The 18,248-nt window shown below is 67.8% G+C and carries 19 protein-coding genes and 1 tRNA gene; 15 read left to right on the top strand and 5 right to left on the bottom strand.

What is annotated here, in order from left to right; translation table 11 throughout:
* The first annotated feature begins 1 nt into the window (after position 1).
* The 8 genes from ACMUOO_RS12175 to ACMUOO_RS12140 all read left to right on the top strand — a co-directional run bounded on the left by ACMUOO_RS12175 (position 2) and on the right by ACMUOO_RS12140 (position 5,531).
* Entirely contained in the window at positions 2-253 is a 252-nt protein-coding gene (locus tag ACMUOO_RS12175; RefSeq protein WP_413855373.1) for a heavy metal-binding domain-containing protein, read from the top strand.
* 171 nt (positions 254-424) lie between these two features.
* The gene (locus ACMUOO_RS12170) at positions 425-943 is read left to right on the top strand and encodes a hypothetical protein (protein ID WP_301918782.1); all 519 of its coding nucleotides are present in this window, start codon (positions 425-427) and stop codon (positions 941-943) included.
* A gap of 76 nt (positions 944-1,019) precedes the next feature.
* Positions 1,020-1,775, top strand: coding sequence for a Fe-S cluster assembly ATPase SufC (gene sufC, locus ACMUOO_RS12165; protein WP_301918783.1), 756 nt, complete (start codon positions 1,020-1,022; stop codon positions 1,773-1,775).
* Positions 1,775-3,076: a SufB/SufD family protein gene (locus ACMUOO_RS12160; RefSeq protein WP_301918784.1), complete on the top strand. Its 1,302-nt coding sequence runs from the start codon at positions 1,775-1,777 to the stop codon at positions 3,074-3,076. The genes sufC and ACMUOO_RS12160 overlap by 1 nt, the downstream gene beginning before the upstream one ends.
* Positions 3,077-3,571, top strand: coding sequence for a YIP1 family protein (locus ACMUOO_RS12155; protein ID WP_301918785.1), 495 nt, complete (start codon positions 3,077-3,079; stop codon positions 3,569-3,571).
* The gene (locus ACMUOO_RS12150; protein ID WP_301918786.1) at positions 3,568-4,155 is read left to right on the top strand and encodes a YIP1 family protein; all 588 of its coding nucleotides are present in this window, start codon (positions 3,568-3,570) and stop codon (positions 4,153-4,155) included. Before ACMUOO_RS12155 ends, ACMUOO_RS12150 begins: the two co-directional genes overlap by 4 nt.
* Positions 4,156-4,166: 11 nt before the next feature.
* A complete protein-coding gene (locus tag ACMUOO_RS12145) occupies positions 4,167-5,387 on the top strand; it encodes a cysteine desulfurase (protein ID WP_301918787.1) in 1,221 nt (406 codons plus the stop codon).
* A 67-nt stretch (positions 5,388-5,454) separates the two neighbouring features.
* Positions 5,455-5,531 (top strand) — tRNA-Arg (locus tag ACMUOO_RS12140).
* 81 nt (positions 5,532-5,612) lie between these two features.
* On the opposite strand, the gene ACMUOO_RS12135 is transcribed toward ACMUOO_RS12140, so the two are convergent.
* Positions 5,613-6,026 carry a cupin domain-containing protein gene (locus ACMUOO_RS12135; RefSeq protein ID WP_301918788.1) on the bottom strand — a complete coding sequence of 138 codons (414 nt, stop codon included), beginning with the start codon at positions 6,024-6,026 and terminating at the stop codon, positions 5,613-5,615.
* Positions 6,027-6,125: 99 nt separating this feature from the next.
* Between ACMUOO_RS12135 and ACMUOO_RS12130 the strand changes: the two genes are divergently transcribed.
* Positions 6,126-7,019: a LysR family transcriptional regulator gene (locus ACMUOO_RS12130; protein ID WP_301918789.1), complete on the top strand. Its 894-nt coding sequence runs from the start codon at positions 6,126-6,128 to the stop codon at positions 7,017-7,019.
* Between the two features lie 83 nt (positions 7,020-7,102).
* On the opposite strand, the gene ACMUOO_RS12125 is transcribed toward ACMUOO_RS12130, so the two are convergent.
* Positions 7,103-7,513 (bottom strand): DUF1127 domain-containing protein, encoded by a 411-nt coding sequence (locus ACMUOO_RS12125; RefSeq protein WP_301918790.1) that lies wholly within the window; start codon positions 7,511-7,513, stop codon positions 7,103-7,105.
* A gap of 356 nt (positions 7,514-7,869) precedes the next feature.
* Between ACMUOO_RS12125 and ACMUOO_RS12120 the strand changes: the two genes are divergently transcribed.
* Positions 7,870-8,712, top strand: coding sequence for a LysR family transcriptional regulator (locus ACMUOO_RS12120; RefSeq protein WP_301918791.1), 843 nt, complete (start codon positions 7,870-7,872; stop codon positions 8,710-8,712).
* A gap of 21 nt (positions 8,713-8,733) precedes the next feature.
* On the opposite strand, the gene mgtA is transcribed toward ACMUOO_RS12120, so the two are convergent.
* Together mgtA and ACMUOO_RS12110 are read right to left on the bottom strand one after the other, a co-directional pair.
* Positions 8,734-11,361, bottom strand: a complete 2,628-nt coding sequence (mgtA, locus tag ACMUOO_RS12115; protein ID WP_301918792.1) for a magnesium-translocating P-type ATPase — start codon at positions 11,359-11,361, stop codon at positions 8,734-8,736.
* A gap of 180 nt (positions 11,362-11,541) precedes the next feature.
* Positions 11,542-12,111: a YcbK family protein gene (locus ACMUOO_RS12110; protein ID WP_301918793.1), complete on the bottom strand. Its 570-nt coding sequence runs from the start codon at positions 12,109-12,111 to the stop codon at positions 11,542-11,544.
* Between the two features lie 327 nt (positions 12,112-12,438).
* Here ACMUOO_RS12110 and ACMUOO_RS12105 point away from each other — a divergent pair, with 327 nt between their 5' ends.
* From ACMUOO_RS12105 to ACMUOO_RS12090, 4 genes are read left to right on the top strand one after another with little or no spacing between them, the layout of a single operon-like run.
* Positions 12,439-14,052 carry a L,D-transpeptidase family protein gene (locus ACMUOO_RS12105; protein WP_413855368.1) on the top strand — a complete coding sequence of 538 codons (1,614 nt, stop codon included), beginning with the start codon at positions 12,439-12,441 and terminating at the stop codon, positions 14,050-14,052.
* Positions 14,053-14,098: 46 nt separating this feature from the next.
* Entirely contained in the window at positions 14,099-15,232 is a 1,134-nt protein-coding gene (locus ACMUOO_RS12100; protein WP_301918795.1) for a UDP-3-O-(3-hydroxymyristoyl)glucosamine N-acyltransferase, read from the top strand.
* On the top strand, positions 15,222-15,479 hold the full coding sequence (locus tag ACMUOO_RS12095; RefSeq protein ID WP_413855375.1) for an acyl carrier protein: 258 nt from the start codon (positions 15,222-15,224) through the stop codon (positions 15,477-15,479). Before ACMUOO_RS12100 ends, ACMUOO_RS12095 begins: the two co-directional genes overlap by 11 nt.
* Positions 15,476-16,684 carry a beta-ketoacyl-[acyl-carrier-protein] synthase family protein gene (locus ACMUOO_RS12090; RefSeq protein ID WP_301918797.1) on the top strand — a complete coding sequence of 403 codons (1,209 nt, stop codon included), beginning with the start codon at positions 15,476-15,478 and terminating at the stop codon, positions 16,682-16,684. Before ACMUOO_RS12095 ends, ACMUOO_RS12090 begins: the two co-directional genes overlap by 4 nt.
* Before the next feature lie 59 nt (positions 16,685-16,743).
* Here ACMUOO_RS12090 and ACMUOO_RS12085 read toward each other — a convergent pair whose 3' ends face one another.
* Complete coding sequence (locus ACMUOO_RS12085; protein ID WP_301918798.1) at positions 16,744-17,391, bottom strand: invasion associated locus B family protein; 648 nt, start codon at positions 17,389-17,391, stop codon at positions 16,744-16,746.
* Between the two features lie 434 nt (positions 17,392-17,825).
* Between ACMUOO_RS12085 and ACMUOO_RS12080 the strand changes: the two genes are divergently transcribed.
* A partial coding sequence (locus ACMUOO_RS12080) for a helicase HerA-like domain-containing protein (protein WP_413855365.1) occupies positions 17,826-18,248 on the top strand: 423 nt, incomplete at its 3' end.

The following is an 18,248-nucleotide window of genomic DNA, read 5'->3' as shown; positions in this document are numbered from 1 at the left end:
CGTGACCGGCGAGGCGATCCTCGGCGCCAACATCTTCCGCGATCTTTTTGCGGCCGTCCGCGATGTCGTCGGCGGCCGTTCGGCGGCCTACGAGCAGGAACTGGCGCGGGCGCGGGAAACGGCACTCGGCGAGATGGAGGAGCGGGCGGCGCAGATGGGGGCCAATGCCATCGTCGGCGTCGACCTCGACTACGAGGTGATCAACAACATGCTGATGGTCTCGGCCTCGGGCACGGCGGTGAGCCTCGGATGAGCCGGATTGCCCGACATTGGCGAAGTGACCTTGCGTCACCTGTCCAGGGGGTTGCCGCATTGCGGCGGAACCTTGGCGGCGGGGCCGTGAAATACCCCCATTCCCGGTCCGAATTCTGCCGTGAATCTCCGTCAGGTTGCGCGCAAGACGGGAAGAATCCGGGGCCGCACGATGTCCGCCATGACCTTCGACCAGAAGTCCGCCTTCGCCGAACGGCTGAAGCGCATCCAGTCGGGGCAACAGTTCGAACATGGCGACGTGCTCGGCAAGTCGACCCACAAGGCCTGGAAGCGCAAGTTCGGCGACAAGGCGAAGAAGCCCAAGCGGACCTTCGGCGACAAGGTGATGGTTCTGATCGCCTTTCTTTGCGGCATGTCGGCAGTGCTGGTCGGTCGGCTCGCCTATTTCCACCTTTCGCGGATCGAGGGGCTGCCGGATGCCTTCTACGACCTCGGCGCGCGGGGAATGTATCTCTTCGCCTTCGTGCTGGCGCTTCTGCTCGTCGTGATCTTCCACCTGTCGAACCGGGCGCGGATGCAGGCGCTCCTTGTCGGTTGCGTGGTGATGCACTTCGGCGAGGCGGCCGTCGCCTCGAACGCGCCGGAGGTCTGGTCGCAGCTCTTCTCGGCGGACTACGCCACGATGATGGCCGAGCAGGGGCGCGACTACAGGCTGACCCCGGCCAGCTGAGCACCATCCCATTCCGAAACCCCGCGGCCCGGGCGCCCCGCCCGCTGGCCGCCATTTGCGTTTGAACGAGGACAACATGCTGGAAATCAGGAACCTTCAGGTCAGGCTCGAGGACGAGGGCAAGGAGATCCTAAAGGGTGTCGACCTGACCGTGGAGCCGGGCCGCGTCCATGCGATCATGGGGCCGAACGGTTCGGGCAAGTCGACCCTCTCCTATGTGCTCTCGGGCCGCGACGGCTACGAGGTCACGGGCGGCACGGCGGTTCTCGACGGCCACGACCTTCTGGAGATGGAGCCCGAGGAGCGGGCGGCGGCCGGCCTCTTCCTCGCGTTCCAGTATCCCGTGGAAATCCCCGGTGTCGGCAACATGACCTTCCTCAGGACCGCGCTCAACGCGCAGAGGAAGGCGCGGGGCGAGGCCGAGATCAGCGCCGGCGACTTCCTGAAACTCGTGCGGGAAAAGGCCAGGGCCCTGAAGATCGACGCCGAGATGCTGAAGCGCCCGGTGAACGTGGGTTTTTCCGGCGGCGAGAAGAAGCGCAACGAGATCCTGCAGATGGCGGTGCTGGAACCCTCCATGTGCATTCTCGACGAGACCGACTCGGGGCTTGACGTCGATGCGATGCGGCTGGTGGCGGACGGGGTGAACGCGCTCAGGTCCGAGGGGCGCGGTTTCCTCGTGATCACGCATTACCAGCGGCTTCTCGACCACATCCGCCCCGATGTCGTGCACATCATGGCCGATGGCCGGATCGTCAAGACCGGCGGACCCGAGCTCGCGCTCGAGGTCGAACAGAACGGCTATGCCGATATCCTCGCGGAGGTGCGGTGATGGCGGCGCCGCTGAGAAAGGATGACGCGCGGGAAGCCGCGACCGAGGCGCGGATCGCCGCGCTCGGCCGTCCCGGGGGCGGCTTCACCGCGCCCGCGCGGACCGACGCGCTGGCGCGGCTGACGGCGATGGGCCTGCCCACGCGGCGCGACGAATACTGGCGCTGGACCGATCCGGCGGCCTTCAACGCGCCCGAGCCCGCCGGCGGCGCGGCGCTGCGCGTGGACAAGCCGATCTTCGAGGGCCGCGACAAGGTGCGGCTCGTCTTCGTGGACGGGGTCTTCGATGCGGCCGCCTCCGACAACCCCGCGCTCGCCGGGGTGGAGATCGAGCGGCTGGCCGTGGCCGACCGTGCCGACATCCACTGGGCCAAGGCGCTCTACGGCGTGCTGGAGGCCGAGGGGCAGGCGCCCGTCGCGCGGCCCTTCGCCGCGCTGAACACCGCGGCCGCGACCGACGGCCTCCTGATTCGCGTGACGGGGCGGGCGGCGAAGCCTCTCCATATCTCCTACCGGCAGGGGTCGGAGCGGTCCGATGCCGTGCTCCACCATGTCGTCCGGCTTGAACCCGGCGCCGAGCTGACGGTCCTGGAGACCGGCACCGCCGGCGCGCGCTCCAACCTCGTGATGGAAGTCGACTTGGGCGAGGGGGCCCGGTTCCACCATCTGCGCCCGCAGGGCCGCGCGCTCGACCGCGCGATGATCACCCATCTCTTCGCCCGCGTCGCGGAGGGCGCACTCCTCAAGTCCTTCACGCTGACCGCGAACGGCAAGCTCACGCGGAACGAGGCGGTGATCCGCATCGTCGGTGACGGGGCGGTGGCGCATGTCGCGGGCGCGGCGCTCGGCGACGGGGCGGACGGGCCGTTCCTGCATGACGACACGATCTTTGTCACCCATGCGGGCGTCGGCTGCGAAAGCCGGCAGGTCTTCAAGAAGGTGCTGAAGCACGGCGCCAGGGGCATCTTCCAGGGCAAGATCCTCGTCAGGCCCGGCGCGCAGAAGACCGATGGCTACCAGATCAGCCAGTCGCTGCTGCTGGACGACGACAGCCAGTTCCTGGCCAAGCCGGAGCTGGAGATCTATGCCGACGACGTGAAGTGCAGCCACGGCTCCACCACCGGCGCCATCGACGAGACGGCGCTCTTCTACCTGCGTTCGCGCGGGGTGCCGAGGGCGGAGGCGACGGCGCTGCTGGTCCTCTCCTTTGTCGCCGACGCCATCGCCGAGATCGAGGATGCCGATCTGGCCTCGGACATCGTCGCGCGGATCGAGGACTGGCTGGCGCTGAGGCAGGGCTGAATGGCCGTCACCGACGACATCCTTGCCACCTACCGGGGGCCGGGCCGCGTGGCGCGGCGGCTTCTCGCGGGTGAGCGGCACGAGGCGCGGGCGCTGGCCTACCTGCTTGCCGCGCTCATCGTGGCCTATATCGCGCTCTGGCCGGCGCTTTCGCGCGAGAACGTGCTGGCAGCGGGCGAGGGGCCGCCGATGACACAGCGCATGGTCGCGGCTTTCCTCGGCGTTCTCGCGCTCCTGCCGGTGTTCTACGGGATCGCTGCGCTGAGCCGCATCGTGGCGCGCGCCTTCGGCGGGCGGGGCAGCTTCTTCGCCGCGCGGATCGTGCTTTTCTGGGCCTTTCTTGCCGCCACGCCGATGATGCTCCTGCGCGGGCTCGTTGCCGGGCTCGTCGGGCCCGGGCCGGGGCTCGTGGCGGTCAGCATCCTCGCCTTCGCGGCCTTCCTCTGGTTCTGGCTCGCGGGTCTTGCGGTCGCCGAAGGGGAGGGCGCGGCATGACCGGCCTGCCCGCGCTTGTCGCCGACCTCGCGCGCCAGACGATGCGCGACCCGCGGGGCGGCGTCCGGCGGCTTCTGGCCATGGACCTGCCGATGGAGGCGCGCTGGATCGCGCTCCTGCTCGTCACCGTGCTTGCCGTCCTCGTCACCCGGCTGTCGCTGGTTTTCCTGCCGCCCGGGGGCGAGCCGGCCTTCCTCGCGCTCGTCGCCGATCCCTTCGTGGGGGTTCCCGTGCAGGGGCTGTCGTTGCTGATCGCCGTCGTCGCCATTGCCGTCATCGGCCAGCGCTTCGGCGGGCGGGGGGGCTTTGCCGACGCGCTTTTGGTGGTCGCATGGGTGGAGTTCCTGATGACGGTCGTGCAGACGGCCGAACTGCTCGTCATGCTGATCGTCCCGCCGCTCGGCGCCGTCCTCGTTCTTGCCGTGCTGGCCTGGTTCGTCTGGATCGTCGTGAACGCCGTGGCGGAGCTGCACGGCTTCCGGAACCTCATCCTCGTCTTTCTCGGGCTCGTCGGAGGGTTTGTCGCGGTGGTCTTCGCGCTCGCCCTGCTTCTCTCGCTGCTCGGGATCCTGCCTGTCGCCTGAAAGGCCTGCCCATGTACGACGTTGCGAAAGTCCGCGCCGATTTCCCGATCCTCTCGCGCGAGGTGAACGGCAAGCCGCTCGTCTACCTCGACAACGGCGCCTCGGCGCAGAAGCCGCGCGTGGTGATCGAGGCGATGACGCGGGCCTACGAACACGAATACGCGAATGTCCACCGCGGCCTGCACTACCTGTCGAACCTCGCCACCGAGAGATACGAGGCGGTGCGCGGCATCGTCGCGCGCTTCCTCCGCGCGCCGGACCCCGAGGAGATCGTCTTCACCACCGGCACGACCGAGGGCATCAACCTCGTCTCCTACGCCTGGGCGAGCCCGCGGATGCAGGCGGGCGACGAGATCGTGCTGAGCGTGCTCGAGCATCACGCCAACATCGTGCCCTGGCATTTCCTGCGCGAACGGCAGGGCGTGGTCCTGAAATGGGTTGAGCCCGAGGCGGACGGATCGCTCGACCCGCAGAAGGTCATCGACGCCATCGGGCCGAGGACGAAGCTTGTCGCCGTGACGCAGATGTCGAACGTGACGGGGACACTCGTCGATGTGGCGGCGATCTGCCGGGGGGCAAGGGCCAGGGGCGTGCCGGTGCTGGTGGACGGGTCGCAAGGCGCCGTGCATCGCCCCGTCTCGATCCCAGACATCGGCTGCGACTTCTATGCCATCACCGGCCACAAGCTCTATGGCCCCTCGGGCTCCGGCGCGATCTGGATCGCGAAGGCGCGCATGGCCGAGATGCGCCCCTTCCTCGGCGGCGGCGACATGATCCGCGAGGTGACGCGCGACGCCGTGTGCTACAACGACCCGCCGATGAAGTTCGAGGCAGGCACGCCCGGCATCGTCCAGCAGATCGGCCTGGGCGTCGCGCTCGAATACCTCATGGCGCTCGGGATGGAGAACGTGGCCGCGCACGAGGCGCGCCTGCGGGACCATGCGATGGCGCGGTTTCGCGGGCTGAACTGGCTCAACGTGCAGGGCACCGCGCCGGGCAAGGGCGCGATCTTCTCCTTCACGATCGAGGGGCCGGCGCATGCCCACGACATCTCGACCGTGCTCGACAAGAAGGGCATCGCGGTGCGCGCCGGGACGCACTGCGCCATGCCGCTGATGGACCATCTCGGCGTGACGGCGACCTGCCGCGCCTCCTTCGGGCTTTACAACACCACCGAGGAGGTGGACCGGCTGGTCGAGGCGCTGGAACTTTGCCGCGAGCTCTTCGCCTGAGGCGGCGCGCTGCCGGGCCGAAACCCGTTGCGGTGGCACCGTGCGGCGGCTATAGAGCGGGGGCGCTGCACCCGTAGCTCAGCTGGATAGAGTGCTGCCCTCCGAAGGCAGAGGTCACAGGTTCGAATCCTGTCGGGTGCGCCAGTTTCACGCTGGCCGTGTCGGTTTGTCTTGCCATTCCAAGCCATACGACCGAGTGCCGTCCCCCGGTGGATGGGCGCTGTCTCAGCGCGGGTTTACCGGGTCGGCGAACGGCTCATCGGGTTCGCAGACATAGAACAGGGCCATGGATGCCGGTACGTCGCCCCTGTTGTGGCCCGTCATGTTGACGCCCGACGGTTCGACGAAGACTTGTCCCGCCTTGATCTCGACCGGGTCGCGGCCATCGAGTGCGAGCGTGAACGTTCCCTCCAGCATGTAGACCGTCACGGGGTGCCGGTGCGAATGGTAAGGAGTCACGTCGCCCGGCAGCAGGGTGGCGAACAGCACCCTGATTTCCTGATCGGGCACCGTCGGCAGCCCTTGCACCGTTTCGCGGTGCAGCGGCGTCAGCCTGGCCATTCCGCGGTCTTTCGCAGTGCGAGTGACTACGACGGACAGCGCGGCCGTCATGACTTCGACATCGGACTTCTCGTGCATGGTCTTCCTCCCTTTCTTTCGGGAAGGCTAGTTCAGTCAACGTCCGCGCGGCAGCAGCGAGTCTGTCAAAGCATTGCGCAAAAGTGCATAATCGCCGCCATGTTCGACTGGAACGATCTTCGTCACCTCATCGCCGTATCCCGGTACGGCAGCACGCTTGCTGCGGCAAAGGCGCTCGGCGTCAATCAGTCGACGGTTCATCGCAGGCTGCTGGAGCTCGAGCGGCGCATCGGCCTCAGCCTCGTGAAGCGAAGGCCGGCGGGATACCGTCTGTCCGAAATGGGCGAGGTGCTGATTGGCGACGTGATGGCGGTTCAAACCGCTGTCGAACATCTCGAACGAAAGATCGGCGCGCTGAAGCTTGACCTGAAAGGAACCATTCGTCTGACCTGCCCGGAGCCGACGGTGCCGCGCATCGCCGCATCCGGCCTGCTCGACCGTTTCCATGCCCGCTATCCCAACCTTGCCGTCGAATTCGTCACGAGCGATCGCTATCTCGACCTGGCCAAGGGCGAGGCCGACGTCGCCTTCCGCTCGGGCGACCCGGTCGACGAGAGCCTCGTGGGTCGAAAGATCTGCGATTCCGTGTGGGCCGTCTATGCGAGCAGGAGCTACATTCAGCAGCATGGCCGGCCCCACAGCATTGAGGACCTGTCCGCACATGCGCTGATCGGCTTCGACGGCATCATGCAGAACCACCGTGTTGCAAGATGGCTGCCGACGGCCGTCCCGGAGGCCCGTATCGTCAGCCGCAGTTCCAGCATGCTCGGCGTCGTGTCGTCGGTGGCGGCCGGGGTCGGGGTCGCGCCGCTGCCGACGACGCTCGGGGATGCCGAGGGCACACTGGTCCAAGTCCTGCCGCCCATAGCGGAACTGACCCGCTGTTGGTACCTGCTCACCCCGTCCGATCTGCGCAGGACGCCGCGTGTCGCCGCCTTTGTCGACTGTGTGCTGGAGGACATCCCGGCCTTGAAGGCCGTGCTCACCGGATAGGGCCGGGGCCGATCAAATCATGTAGCACTCACGGAAAGATGGCGACGCGCGGCGTCTCGGCGGCCGCCGCGCCCAGTCCGATCCTATCCCTGGCCGCGTGCGCGCACCGTCGCCTCGATGGAGCCGCGCACGAGGCCGATGTCCTTCAGCGTATGGTCGCCGAGGGTGGCGAGTTCGCGTACCGTCCGGGCAAGGAGGCGGGCCTCCCGGCGCGCAAGGTGCCGGGCGCGGAGGCGGGCGAGGAGCCTGCGGAACACATCCCGGAAGTTCACATGAAGGACTGACGCGACGGCGGGGGTCGTCTCTGCCGCTGCCGCGCGCCGCGTGTCTTCCGGGCCGGCGTTGCGCGGCAGGTCGAACTCCGCCCCTGCGCGAAAGGCGAGCCTCTTGCGCCGGCGCTTCGCCGGCGGCTTGGGGATCGGGGCGGGAGTCCGGCGGACCGAGACAGGGCTGACCCCGGACTGGTCCTGGAAATGCGTCTCGAACTTGGTCATGCTGTTTCCTTCTTGAAATTGCTTGGCGCTGGATCGCCGCCGGGACCGTCCCGGCCCTTGCGGGACCGGGCGCCCGTTGGGATCGCTTCCCCGCGCGCAGGAGCCTTTGGCCGAGGCCGCAGCTCGTCTGCGGCGGGGAAGATGAAATGCATTGGAACTGAAAAAGACTCTTTATAATCGTAGCTTGCCGCACACTTTTAATGCCGCGCGGATCGCTTGACCGCTTCCTTCCCGGGGTCCAGTATCCTTACCGTGCCCCGTTCCGTCCGCGGCGGATCAACTCCTGCGGCGACTTTTTATTGATCGGCGCGTCAATATCCAACGAATTCTTCGCATGATTGCCATAAGAGACCCTGATGGATGTCGAACTCTACCGCACCTTCCTCGCCGTCGCGGATTCCGGCGGCTTCACCGCTGCGGCGCAGATCGTCGGCCGGACCCAGTCGGCCGTAAGCCAGCAGATCCGGCGGCTGGAGGAGGCCTTCGGCCAGCCCCTGATAGATCGGACGACGAGCCCCGTGGCGCTGACAGAATACGGCAAGGCCCTGCTGCGCCCCGCCCGCGAGATCGTTGACACCCATGACGAGACCGTCGCCACGTTCCGCCGCACGACCTTCGAGGGAATCATCGTCGTCGGTGTCGCCGATGCCTACGTGAACCGCATCCTGAAGGACGTGGTGCGCGAGTTCACCCAGATCTTTCCGCGGGCGACGATCAGCATCGTGATCGACGATTCGCTCGGCCTGTCGCGGCGGATCGCCGACGGGTCGGTCGATCTCGCCTTCGTGACCGAGGGCAACTGCCCGACACGGGGGCCGGTGGCCTTCACCGACAGGCTGGTCGTCGTAGGTCCCGCCGCCGTCAACCTCAGCGCCGTCGATCCGCTGCCGGTTGCCGTGTGGGACGAGCGCAATCAGGACGAGGTTCCGCTGGTCGCGGCGCTGGACGCGATGGGCCGCCGCTACCGGCCGGTCTGCGTCTGTCGCAGCGTCCATGCGCAGCACCAGGCGGTGACGGCGGGGCTCTGCGTCGCCGTTCTCGTCGAGGGAAGCATGGTCGAGGGGGAGCGCGCCTATCTCGAGGAGGACGGGTTCCCCGTGCTGAAACACCTCAACATCCGGCTGGAGCGGTCCTATGCCAAGCGCTCGCATGTCGTGGACCGGCTGGAGCGTCACTACCTGGCGTTCTTCGGGAGGTAACTGCCGCGCGACGCCGCGGCGTCAAGCCGGCGGTGTCCGGCGCCGCCCGGCCCGGCTCCGTCCATCCCGGCTCCGTCCATCCCGGTGCCGAAGCGCGCGGGCGAGGTAGAGGTGCTTGGCCGCCTCCGAGGCGGCGAGATAGGCCAGCGTGATCGCGACAAGCCCGGCCATGACCGGAAGAGGCAGGGGGACGAAGCCGAACCAGCCCGCGCCGGGCAGGTAGGGCAGGGCGAGCGCGAGCGCACCGACCGCAAGCGAGAGCCAGGAGAGCAGGGCGCTCGGCCGGCTCTTCCAGGCCGGGCCCCAGGTGCGCACGATCAGCACGATGGCGAGTTCGGTCAGCAGCGATTCCACGAACCATGCCGTCTGAAACAGCGCCTCTGTCGCATGGGCGACGAGGAGGAGGAAGGCGAAGGTGAGGAAATCGAAGGCCGAGCTCACCAGGCCGAAGGCGACCATGAAGCGGCGGACATGGCCGATGTCCCAGTGGTGCGGGCGGCTGAGATCGTCGCGGTCTACCCGATCGGTGGCGATGGCGAGCGAGGGCAGATCGGAAAGGAAGTTGTTGAGCAGGATCTGCGGCGCGGCGAGCGGCAGGAACGGCAACCCGATCGAGGCCACGGCCATCGAGACCATGTTGCCGAAATTCGCGCTCGTGGTGATGGCGATGTATTTCATCGTGTTGGCGAAGGTCGCGCGGCCGTCGTCCACGCCCCGGACCACCACGTCGAGGTCGCGGCGCATCAGGATCATGTCCGCGGCCTCGCGCGCCACGTCCACAGCGCCGTCCACGGAAATGCCGACGTCGGCCTCGTGCAGCGCCGGCGCGTCGTTGATGCCGTCGCCGAGGTAGCCGACCACATGTCCGCGCTGGCGCAGCGCGGCGATGATCCTTTCCTTCTGGTTCGGGTCGATCTCGGCGAAGATGTCGGTTGCAGGCGCGCGGGCGGCGAGCGCGTCCTGCGTCAGATGGGACAGGTCCGCTCCGGTCACGATGTGGCGATGGGGCAGGCCGACGGTAGCGGCCAGATGCGCGGCGACGTAGCGATTGTCCCCGGTGATCATCTTCACCGCGACGCCGCGCCGGGCGAGGGCGCGCAGCGTCTCGGCCAGTCCGGGCTTAGGTGGATCGAGAAAGAGCAGGAAGCCTGCGAAGGCAAGCCCGGCTTCGTGCTCGCGCCCGTAGGCCGCGCGTCGAGGAAGTCGACGGACCGCGACGCCGAGGGTCCGGAAGCCGGCGAGACTCCACTCCCGCAGGTGTGCGTCGATCGCCTCCGCTGCGGCGGCGTCGAGGGGGCGGCGCGCGCCCCCGTCCTGCACAGTGTCGCATGCCGCAACGACGTTCTGGACCGCGCCCTTGCAGATGAGCAGGTCGCCGTCCTCCTCCGCTGCGCGGACCACCACCGACAACCGCTTGCGCACGAAGTCATAGGGAATCTCGTCCACTTTCACGAAGCGGTCGAGGGCGGTTGCATCCGCGGCTCCGGCCTCGGCGGCGATGGCCGCGTCGAGGGGGTTCGCCATGCCGGTCTGAAACCGGGCGTTGAGAAGCGCCCAGAGCCCGACTTCGGCAGAGGCGGCGCCGGTCGCGTCGGTGGCGGCGTCGAGCCGGACCACGCCTTCGGTCAGCGTGCCGGTCTTGTCGGTGCAAAGGACGTCCATGCTGCCGAGGTTCTCGATCGCGTCGAGCCGGCGCACGATCACGCCCCCGGCCGCCAGCTTGCGTGCGCCGCGTGCAAGCGTCACGCTGATGATCGCGGGCAGCAGTTCGGGCGTCAGTCCGACCGCGAGCGCGAGCGCGAAGAGCAGGGCGTCGACGGTCGGCCGGTCAAGCAGGATGTTGGCAAGGAAGACGAGAAGCACGATCACCAGCATCACCTCGGTCATCAGATAGCCGAAGCGGCGGATTCCGCGGGCGAACTCGGTTTCGGGCTCGCGCCGTGCGATCGCGGCGGCGATGCCTGCAAGCTCCGTCTGCCGTCCCGTGCGGACCGCGAGCATCGTCGCAGTGCCCGAGCGTACCGAAGTGCCGGCGAAGACGGCATTCGTCCGCTGGCCGATCGGCGCCGCGGCGGCCGAAACGCCAGGCGCCTTGGTGACTGGGAAGGTCTCGCCTGTCAGGGTCGCCTCGCTCACGTCGAAGTCGCGAGCCTGCAAGAGCACACCGTCGGCGGGAATGAGCGTACCCGCGGAAAGACGGATCACGTCGCCGGGCACGATCGTGTCCACCGGCACCGGCGTCTCCGTCGCGTCGCGGACGACGGTGACGCGTCGGGCGATGCGTCGGCCGAGCGCCTCCATCGCGCGGGAGGCGCCGAATTCCTGCGTGAAGGAGAGCACGCTGCTCGCCAGCACGATCAGCGCGATGATCACCGACTCGCTGCCCTCGCCGACGATGGCCGAAACCACGGCGGCGAAGATCAGGATGAGGACGAGCGGGCTGCGGAACTGCCGCGCGAATGCCGTCAGGGCCGAGGCGTGCTGCGCGGGGCGGAGCCTGTTGGGACCGAGTCGCCGGAGCCGCGCGCCGGCCTCCGAGGATGCCAGCCCGGTGGTCGAGGTTTCCAGCGCTTCGAGCAGCGCGTCGGCGGGGACGGCCCAATAGGCGTCGCGCCCCGATCCGTCGGGCACTTCCGGCGACCGCAGCATGGAGACTCTCCCAGGCCGTTGGCTGGCAGGGACGTTGGACCGGTGCGGAAGGGAATGCAACGGCCGGGCGTCTGGACTGGCATCAGGGCCACGGGAGCGCACGGCGCGGTCGCGAAAACGTATCGCCCAGCCGTGTTCCGGTGGCCGTCGGAACAGGCGGAGCTAAAGCGCCTTGGCGGTTCAGGCGCCCCAGGTGCGGATCGGGCCGCAGTCCATGTGGACGAAGTTGGAGCGCGAATATTTGCCGACGCCGCCGGCCTCGCAGGCCGAGGCGGCGCGGTACATCTGCGAGACGCTGCGCGAGCGCAGTCTCAGATCGGCAGCCTGGGCCTTCATGTGCAGCGAGTTCCGCGCTACCCCGCGCGAGGAGGAGCGCAGCATCGCGTTGGTCTGCGCCGTCCGGTAGCCGGACAGAAGCATGTAGGACTCGCTCACGTCGAGCAGACGGTGGGCGGCGGCGGCGATGTCCACGGTGCGCGGGTCGATGTCCTTCGTCTTGTCGGACCGCCAGTCGCGCATGAAATAGGTGATCTCGTTCAGTGCCTCGGGGATGTACTCGCCTTCGATCCAGTAGATTGTGTCGAGTTTCTCGCCGGTGCGACCGGAATACATGCGGATGCGGCGGATGTCGCCCGCCCCGCGAAGAAGGCCGAAGGCGTTGGAGCAGGTCGGCGCCGCAACCACGGCTGTTGCCGCGAAAACACCAAGAAGTCCACGCCGAGTGAAACCCGAAGCTGTCAGATCTGCCATGGCAAAAGCCTGTCCCGTAGCTCTTTGCGCCGTCTTTTCAACGGCTTGAGATTATTGAGTTCCCCAAGTGCAGGACTTTTATTGCACAAGTCGATTCCCGCGCCAACCGGTCAATTGTGCACAGGGCGGAAATTCAAGCTGGATCGGCAAGAATTTGCTGAATCGTGCCATGTGTGGATTCCGCGCCGCGCAATTCGGCAGGGCGTTGCTTAAATGCGACAGCTTCCCTTGCCCATCGCACCGGAAGCGGGGGCGGCGAATGGACTTGATCCGGCGAATGCCGGACAGTGATCGAAAGCAAGTTGCGGATTCTCGAAAGAGGTTTTCATGACGTCGTCCCGGCGCGCCGGAAGGGTGACCCTGGCAGCAATCGCAGCGCTCTCGCTCCAACTCGCGGCCGCGCCGCTCATGGCGCTCACGCCCGCCGACCTTGCGTTCCGGCAGGCGGTGGCCGAAAGTGCCGCCGAGGAGGACGCCGTCGCGGGTTTCTACCGCGAGCATGACTACGCAACGCTCTGGACCTCGGGCGCCGACGCGGCGCGACGCGCTGCACTTTTCGCCGCACTCGACGGGGCCTGGGGGCACGGATTGCCGGCCGACCGCTACGGCACCGAGGCATTGCGCCGGAAGTTCCAGACGGTCAGCTCGGAACGCGAGCGCGGGCTGCTGGAGGTCGAGACGACGCGCGCCTTCCTGACCTATGCCCGCGACGTCCAGACCGGTCTCGTCACCCCCTCGAAGGTCGATCCGGGGCTCGTCCGCGAGGTGCCGCTGCGCGACCCCGGGGCAACGCTGAGATCCTTTGCGGCGGCCGCCGACCCGGCGGCCTTCGTTCGCGCCCTGCCGCCGCAGGCGCCTGAATACGTGGCTCTGCGTCGCGCGATGCTCGACCTCAGGGAGACGATCGCGGCGGGCGGGTTCGGCCCCGAGGTCCGCGCCGGGGCTCTGCGGCCCGGCGACAGCGGCCCCGAGGTGATCGCGCTGCGTGACCGGATGATCCGGATGGGCTACCTCGCCCGCTCCGTCGCGCCCGACTTTGACGGGGCCCTGCAGAAGGCAGTGCAGCGCTTTCAGCTCGACCGCGGACTGACCCCCGACGGCGTTGCGGGCGAAGGCACGCTGGCGGAGATCAACACGGCCGCCGAGGCGCGACTCGCCTCCGTCCTCGTCGCCATGGAGCGGATGCGCTGGATGAATGGCCTGCCGCTCGGCAACCGGCACATCTGGGTGAACCTGCCCGACTTCACCGCGAAGATCGTCGATGACGGCAAGGTCACCTTCGAGACGGTGACTGTCGTCGGCATGAACCAGGCGGACCGGCGGAGCCCGGAGTTTTCCGACCAGATGGAATTCATGGTGGTGAACCCGACCTGGAACGTGCCGCGGTCGATCACGGTCAAGGAATACCTGCCGATGCTGCAGAAGAACCCGCGCGCCGCGGGTCATCTGAAGATCGTCGATCGTCGCGGCCGGGTCGTGAACCGCGACGCGGTGGACTTCACCCAGTTCACGGCCAGCAACTTTCCCTTCTCGATGTCGCAGCCGCCCTCGGACGGCAACGCGCTCGGCCTCGTGAAGTTCATGTTCCCGAACAAGTGGAACATCTACCTCCACGACACGCCGTCGAAGTCCCTCTTCGAGAAGGAGGTGCGCGCCTACAGCCACGGTTGTATCAGGCTCGGCCAGCCCTTCGACTTCGCCTACGCGCTCCTCGCGCGTCAGACCGACGATCCGGAGGGGCTGTTCGCACAGCACCTGCAGACGCGGGCGGAAAACACGATCATGCTCGAACGGCCGGTGCCGGTGCATCTGGTCTATTTCACCGCCTGGCCGGATTCGCGCGGCCAGATCGACTATCGCCGTGACGTCTACGGCCGCGATGCGCGGATTTTCGAGGCGATGCGGGCCGCCGGGGTGGTTTTGGACGCGGTTCAGGGCTAAATCCGTCGCGATGTGGCCGGCGTGAGGCCGTGCCCGGAGACGGAAGATGCGACGAGACGGAAGTCATTCGGTGGATGAGATCGCCCGCGCGCTCGGCGCCGCGGCGGAGGGTGAGGTCGCGTTCCGCGTGACCGGCGTCGCCGAGCCCGGCGATGCGGGGCCGGACGACCTCGCGCTGGCGATGGACCCGAAATACGCCGGCGGGCTTGCAAAGGGGCGGGCGCGCGCGGCCGTCCTCTGGCAGGGGGCGGACTGGCGGGCGCTGGGACTCCGTGCCGCGATCTTCGTCGGTCGGCCCCGGCTCGCCATGGCGACGATCACGCGGGCCTTCGACGCCGGCCCCGGCATCGCGGGCGGCATCCATCCCACGGTCGTGATCGCGGCGGATGCCGAGATCGGCGCCGGGGCCTCCATCGGGCCCTTCGCGGTCATCGGCGAAGCCGTGCGGATCGGCCCGGGCGCGCGGATCGGCGCGCATGTGTCGGTCGGGGTCGGGACGCGGATCGGTGCCGATGCCCTGATCCATCCCGGCGTGCGCATCGGGCGCAACGTGCGGATCGGCGACCGCTTCATCTGCCAGCCCGGGGCGGTCGTCGGCGCGGACGGGTTTTCCTATGTCACGCCCGAGAAATCGGGCGCCGAGGAGGTGCGCCGGACGCTGGGGCAGCGGGATGAGATCAAGGCACAGAAATGGCTCCGCATCCAGTCGCTCGGCGGCGTCGTCATCGGCGACGACGTGGAGATCGGGGCGAACGCCACGGTGGATTCGGGCACCATCCGGGCAACTGCCATCGGCAACGGCACCAAGCTCGACAACCTCGTCCACCTTGGCCACAACGTGGTCGTCGGCGAGGACTGCCTGCTCTGCGGCCAGACCGGCGTCGCCGGATCGGTGAAGATTGGCGACCGGGTGGTGCTCGGCGGGCAGTGCGGCGTGGTCGACAACATCTTCATCGGTGATGACGTGATCGCGGGGGGCGGCACGAAGATCCTATCGAACGTGCCGGCTGGCCGCGTCCTACTCGGATACCCGGCGCTCAAGATGGAAACCCACGTCCAGGCATGGAAGAACATCCGCCGGTTGCCGCGCCTCATCGAGCAGGTGGCGGCCCTTCGCGCGGCTGTTACAGACTCGCGCCAGGGAGAGCCGAAGGAAAGCGGGGATGACGATGAAGGTTAGGGACAAGGTGATCGCGATCATCGCCGAACAGGCAGTGCTCGACGTCGCGGAAGTGAAGCCCGAGATGACGCTCGAGGACCTCGGCATCGACAGCCTAGGACTGGTCGAATCGATCTTCGCGATCGAGGAGGCCTTCGACATCTCGGTCCCGTTCAACGCGAACGAACCGGAGAAGAGCGGGTTCGACATGTCCTCGGTCGAGGCGATCATCCGCGCGGTCGAGGACCTGGTGGCGCAAGCCGCATGAGGCGCGTCGCCATCACCGGGGCGGGCACCATCAATGCGCTCGGCCACGACGTGCCGTCGACGCTCACGGCGCTCCGGGAAGGGCGCTGCGGTATCGGTCCCCTGGACATCCGCGATGTGGACCGTCTTGCCATCCGGATCGGGGCGCAGGTCAGGGGCTGGGAGCCCGAAAGCTGTTTCAACCGGCAGGACATCGCGCTCTACGACCGCTTCACCCAGTTCACGATGGTCGCCGCGCGGCAGGCGGTGGAGCAGTCCGGCCTCGATTTCCGCGGCAAGCTCGGGCTCGACTGCGGCGTCGTCTTCGGCACGGCGGGCGGCGGCGTGAACACCTGGGACGAGAATTACCGGACCGTCTACGAGGAGGGGAAGAACCGCGTCCATCCCTTCGTGGTGCCGAAGCTGATGAACAACGCGGCGGCGAGCCATGTCAGCATGGAATACGCGCTGCGCGGCCCCTCCTTCACCGTGGCCACCGCCTGTGCGTCGTCGAACCACGCCATGGGGCTCGCGTTCCAGATGGTCCGTTCGGGGGCGGCGCGGGCGATGATCACAGGCGGGGCGGAGGCGATGCTCTGCTTCGGCGGGATAAAGGCCTGGGAGGGGTTGCGCGTCATGTCGAAGGACGCCTGCCGGCCCTTCAGCGCCAATCGCAACGGCATGGTCCAGGGCGAGGGCGCGGGCGTCTTCGTCTTCGAGGACTGGGAACACGCGAAGGCGCGCGGCGCGGATATCCTCGCCGAGGTCGCCGGCTTCTCGATGACCTCGGACGCGGCCGACATCGTCATGCCGAACCAGTCCGGGGCGGAACGCGCGATCACCGGCGCGCTTCACGACGCGCGGCTCAACCCCGAGGACGTGGCCTATGTGAACGCCCATGGCACCGGCACGGCGGCCAACGACAAGACCGAATGCGCCGCTGTCGCCCATGCCTTCGGCCACCACGCCGACCGGCTGATGATCTCCTCCACCAAATCGATGCATGGACATTGCATCGGCGGCACCGGCGCGGTGGAGCTTCTGGCCTGTATCCTGGCGCTGCGCGAGGGCGTGGTCGCGCCGACGATCGGCTACCAGGAACCCGACCCGGAATGTGCGCTCGACGTCGTGCCCAACGTGGCGCGCGAGGCTAGGGTCAAGGCGGCTCTGTCGAACGCCTTCGCCTTTGGCGGGCTGAACGCGGTGCTGGCGCTCCGCGCCGCCTGACGGAAACGAAAGACGCCGCGCCCGGCGGGGCGCGGCGTCATTTCAGCAAGGGCGGCGGATCAGTTCTGCTTCGGCGCGTTCGCCTTGGCGACCGCGTCGAACCCGGCGGTGAAGCCCTTGAGCGAGATGTCCACGTTCACCGTCTGGTCGGGGGCCGCGACGGGGACCACCGTCACGGTGGCGACACTGCCCTTCTTGAAGCCGTCGATGTCCTCTTGGGTGAAGCCCACGCGGGCGACGCAGCCCACCTCGGCGCAGAAGGTGAAGGGGAAGCGCTTGGTCTTGCCCTTGTCCACCGTGATGTTGAGCTGTTGGGTCAGGAGCGTTTCCAGCGGCACGATGATCGTTGCGCCCGCCACCGCCTCGCCACCCTCGGGGAGCGCCAGAAGGCTGATCTCGGCCACCGGCTTTGCCGTCTCCTTGTCCTTCAGGAGCTGGTAGAGCTGGCAGGGGTCCGAGCCGTCCTCGGTCCGCACGCAGCGCAGTTCCCAGGCATCGAAGCTTTCCGCGACATAGGGCTCGCCCACGGCATTTCCGGTCGGGGCGGCGGCCGGTGCGGCGGTTGCATCCGCAGGCGCAGGGGTTTCGGCGGGCGCCGCGGTGCCGGTGTCGGTCGCCGGGGCCGGCTGCGTCGCTTCCTGCGCCATGGCGGGCAGGCAGGCGACAAGGGCAGCGGCGAGGCTCAGCGGGCGGAGAATTGCGGGCATGGGTTCTTTCCGTTCGTGCATGGGGAAATTCGCGCCGCGTTTAGCATGGCGATCCGCCAGTGTCAGCGGCGAAAGCGCCGGCCGGCGCTGACAGCGGCTTTCTGCCGAGGACGCGGCAGGAGTCCGCGGAGACACGAAAAAAGGGCCCCGTTGGGGGCCCCTTCCAATACTTTCGCTCCCTGTCGGACAGGCCGACTTAGTCATTGGCCCGCACGCTATTGACTTCGCATCCTTCCGTCAACCGGAAAAATCGCGGTGCCACGAAACTGATTCTGAACGAAAAAAGCCGCGCAGGTGCGCCCGCGCGGCCAGTCCGACAGGGAGGAAGCAACATCCTGGCGCCGAGGTCCGCGCGCCCGGATGCAATCGACACTGGCACGGCAGGGTTAAGAATGTATTGTTTCGTCAAGATCGGTTCGAGGCGAGGGCTCAAGGTGTTGACGGATGGTGGACTATTCGTGGGTGGCGGTGGTGAGGGCTACGGCACGCCGCAACAGCTTCTTCTGAAATACGGCAACCGTCACGGGCTCATCGCCGGCGCTACCGGCACCGGCAAGACGGTGACGCTGCAGATCCTTGCCGAGGCCTTCTCGGCCGCGGGCGTGCCGGTTTTCCTGGCCGACGTGAAGGGCGATCTCGCCGGGCTGGCCATGGCGGGCTCGGCCGAGTCGAAGCTGCACGACGCCTTCATGAAGCGCTGCGCCACGATCGGCTACGAGTTGAAATACCAGTCCTTCCCGGTCGCCTTCTGGGACCTCTTCGGCGAGCAGGGCACGCCCGTCCGCACCACGGTGACGGAGATGGGGCCGCTTCTCCTCTCGCGGCTCATGGACCTCAGCGAACCGCAGGAAGGCGTG

It is taken from the genome of Albidovulum sp., from assembly GCF_041919395.1.
GTDB lineage: Bacteria > Pseudomonadota > Alphaproteobacteria > Rhodobacterales > Rhodobacteraceae > Albidovulum.
The sequence above is the reverse complement of the archived record's forward strand: the minus strand, read 5'-3'. Positions and strand labels throughout refer to the sequence as shown.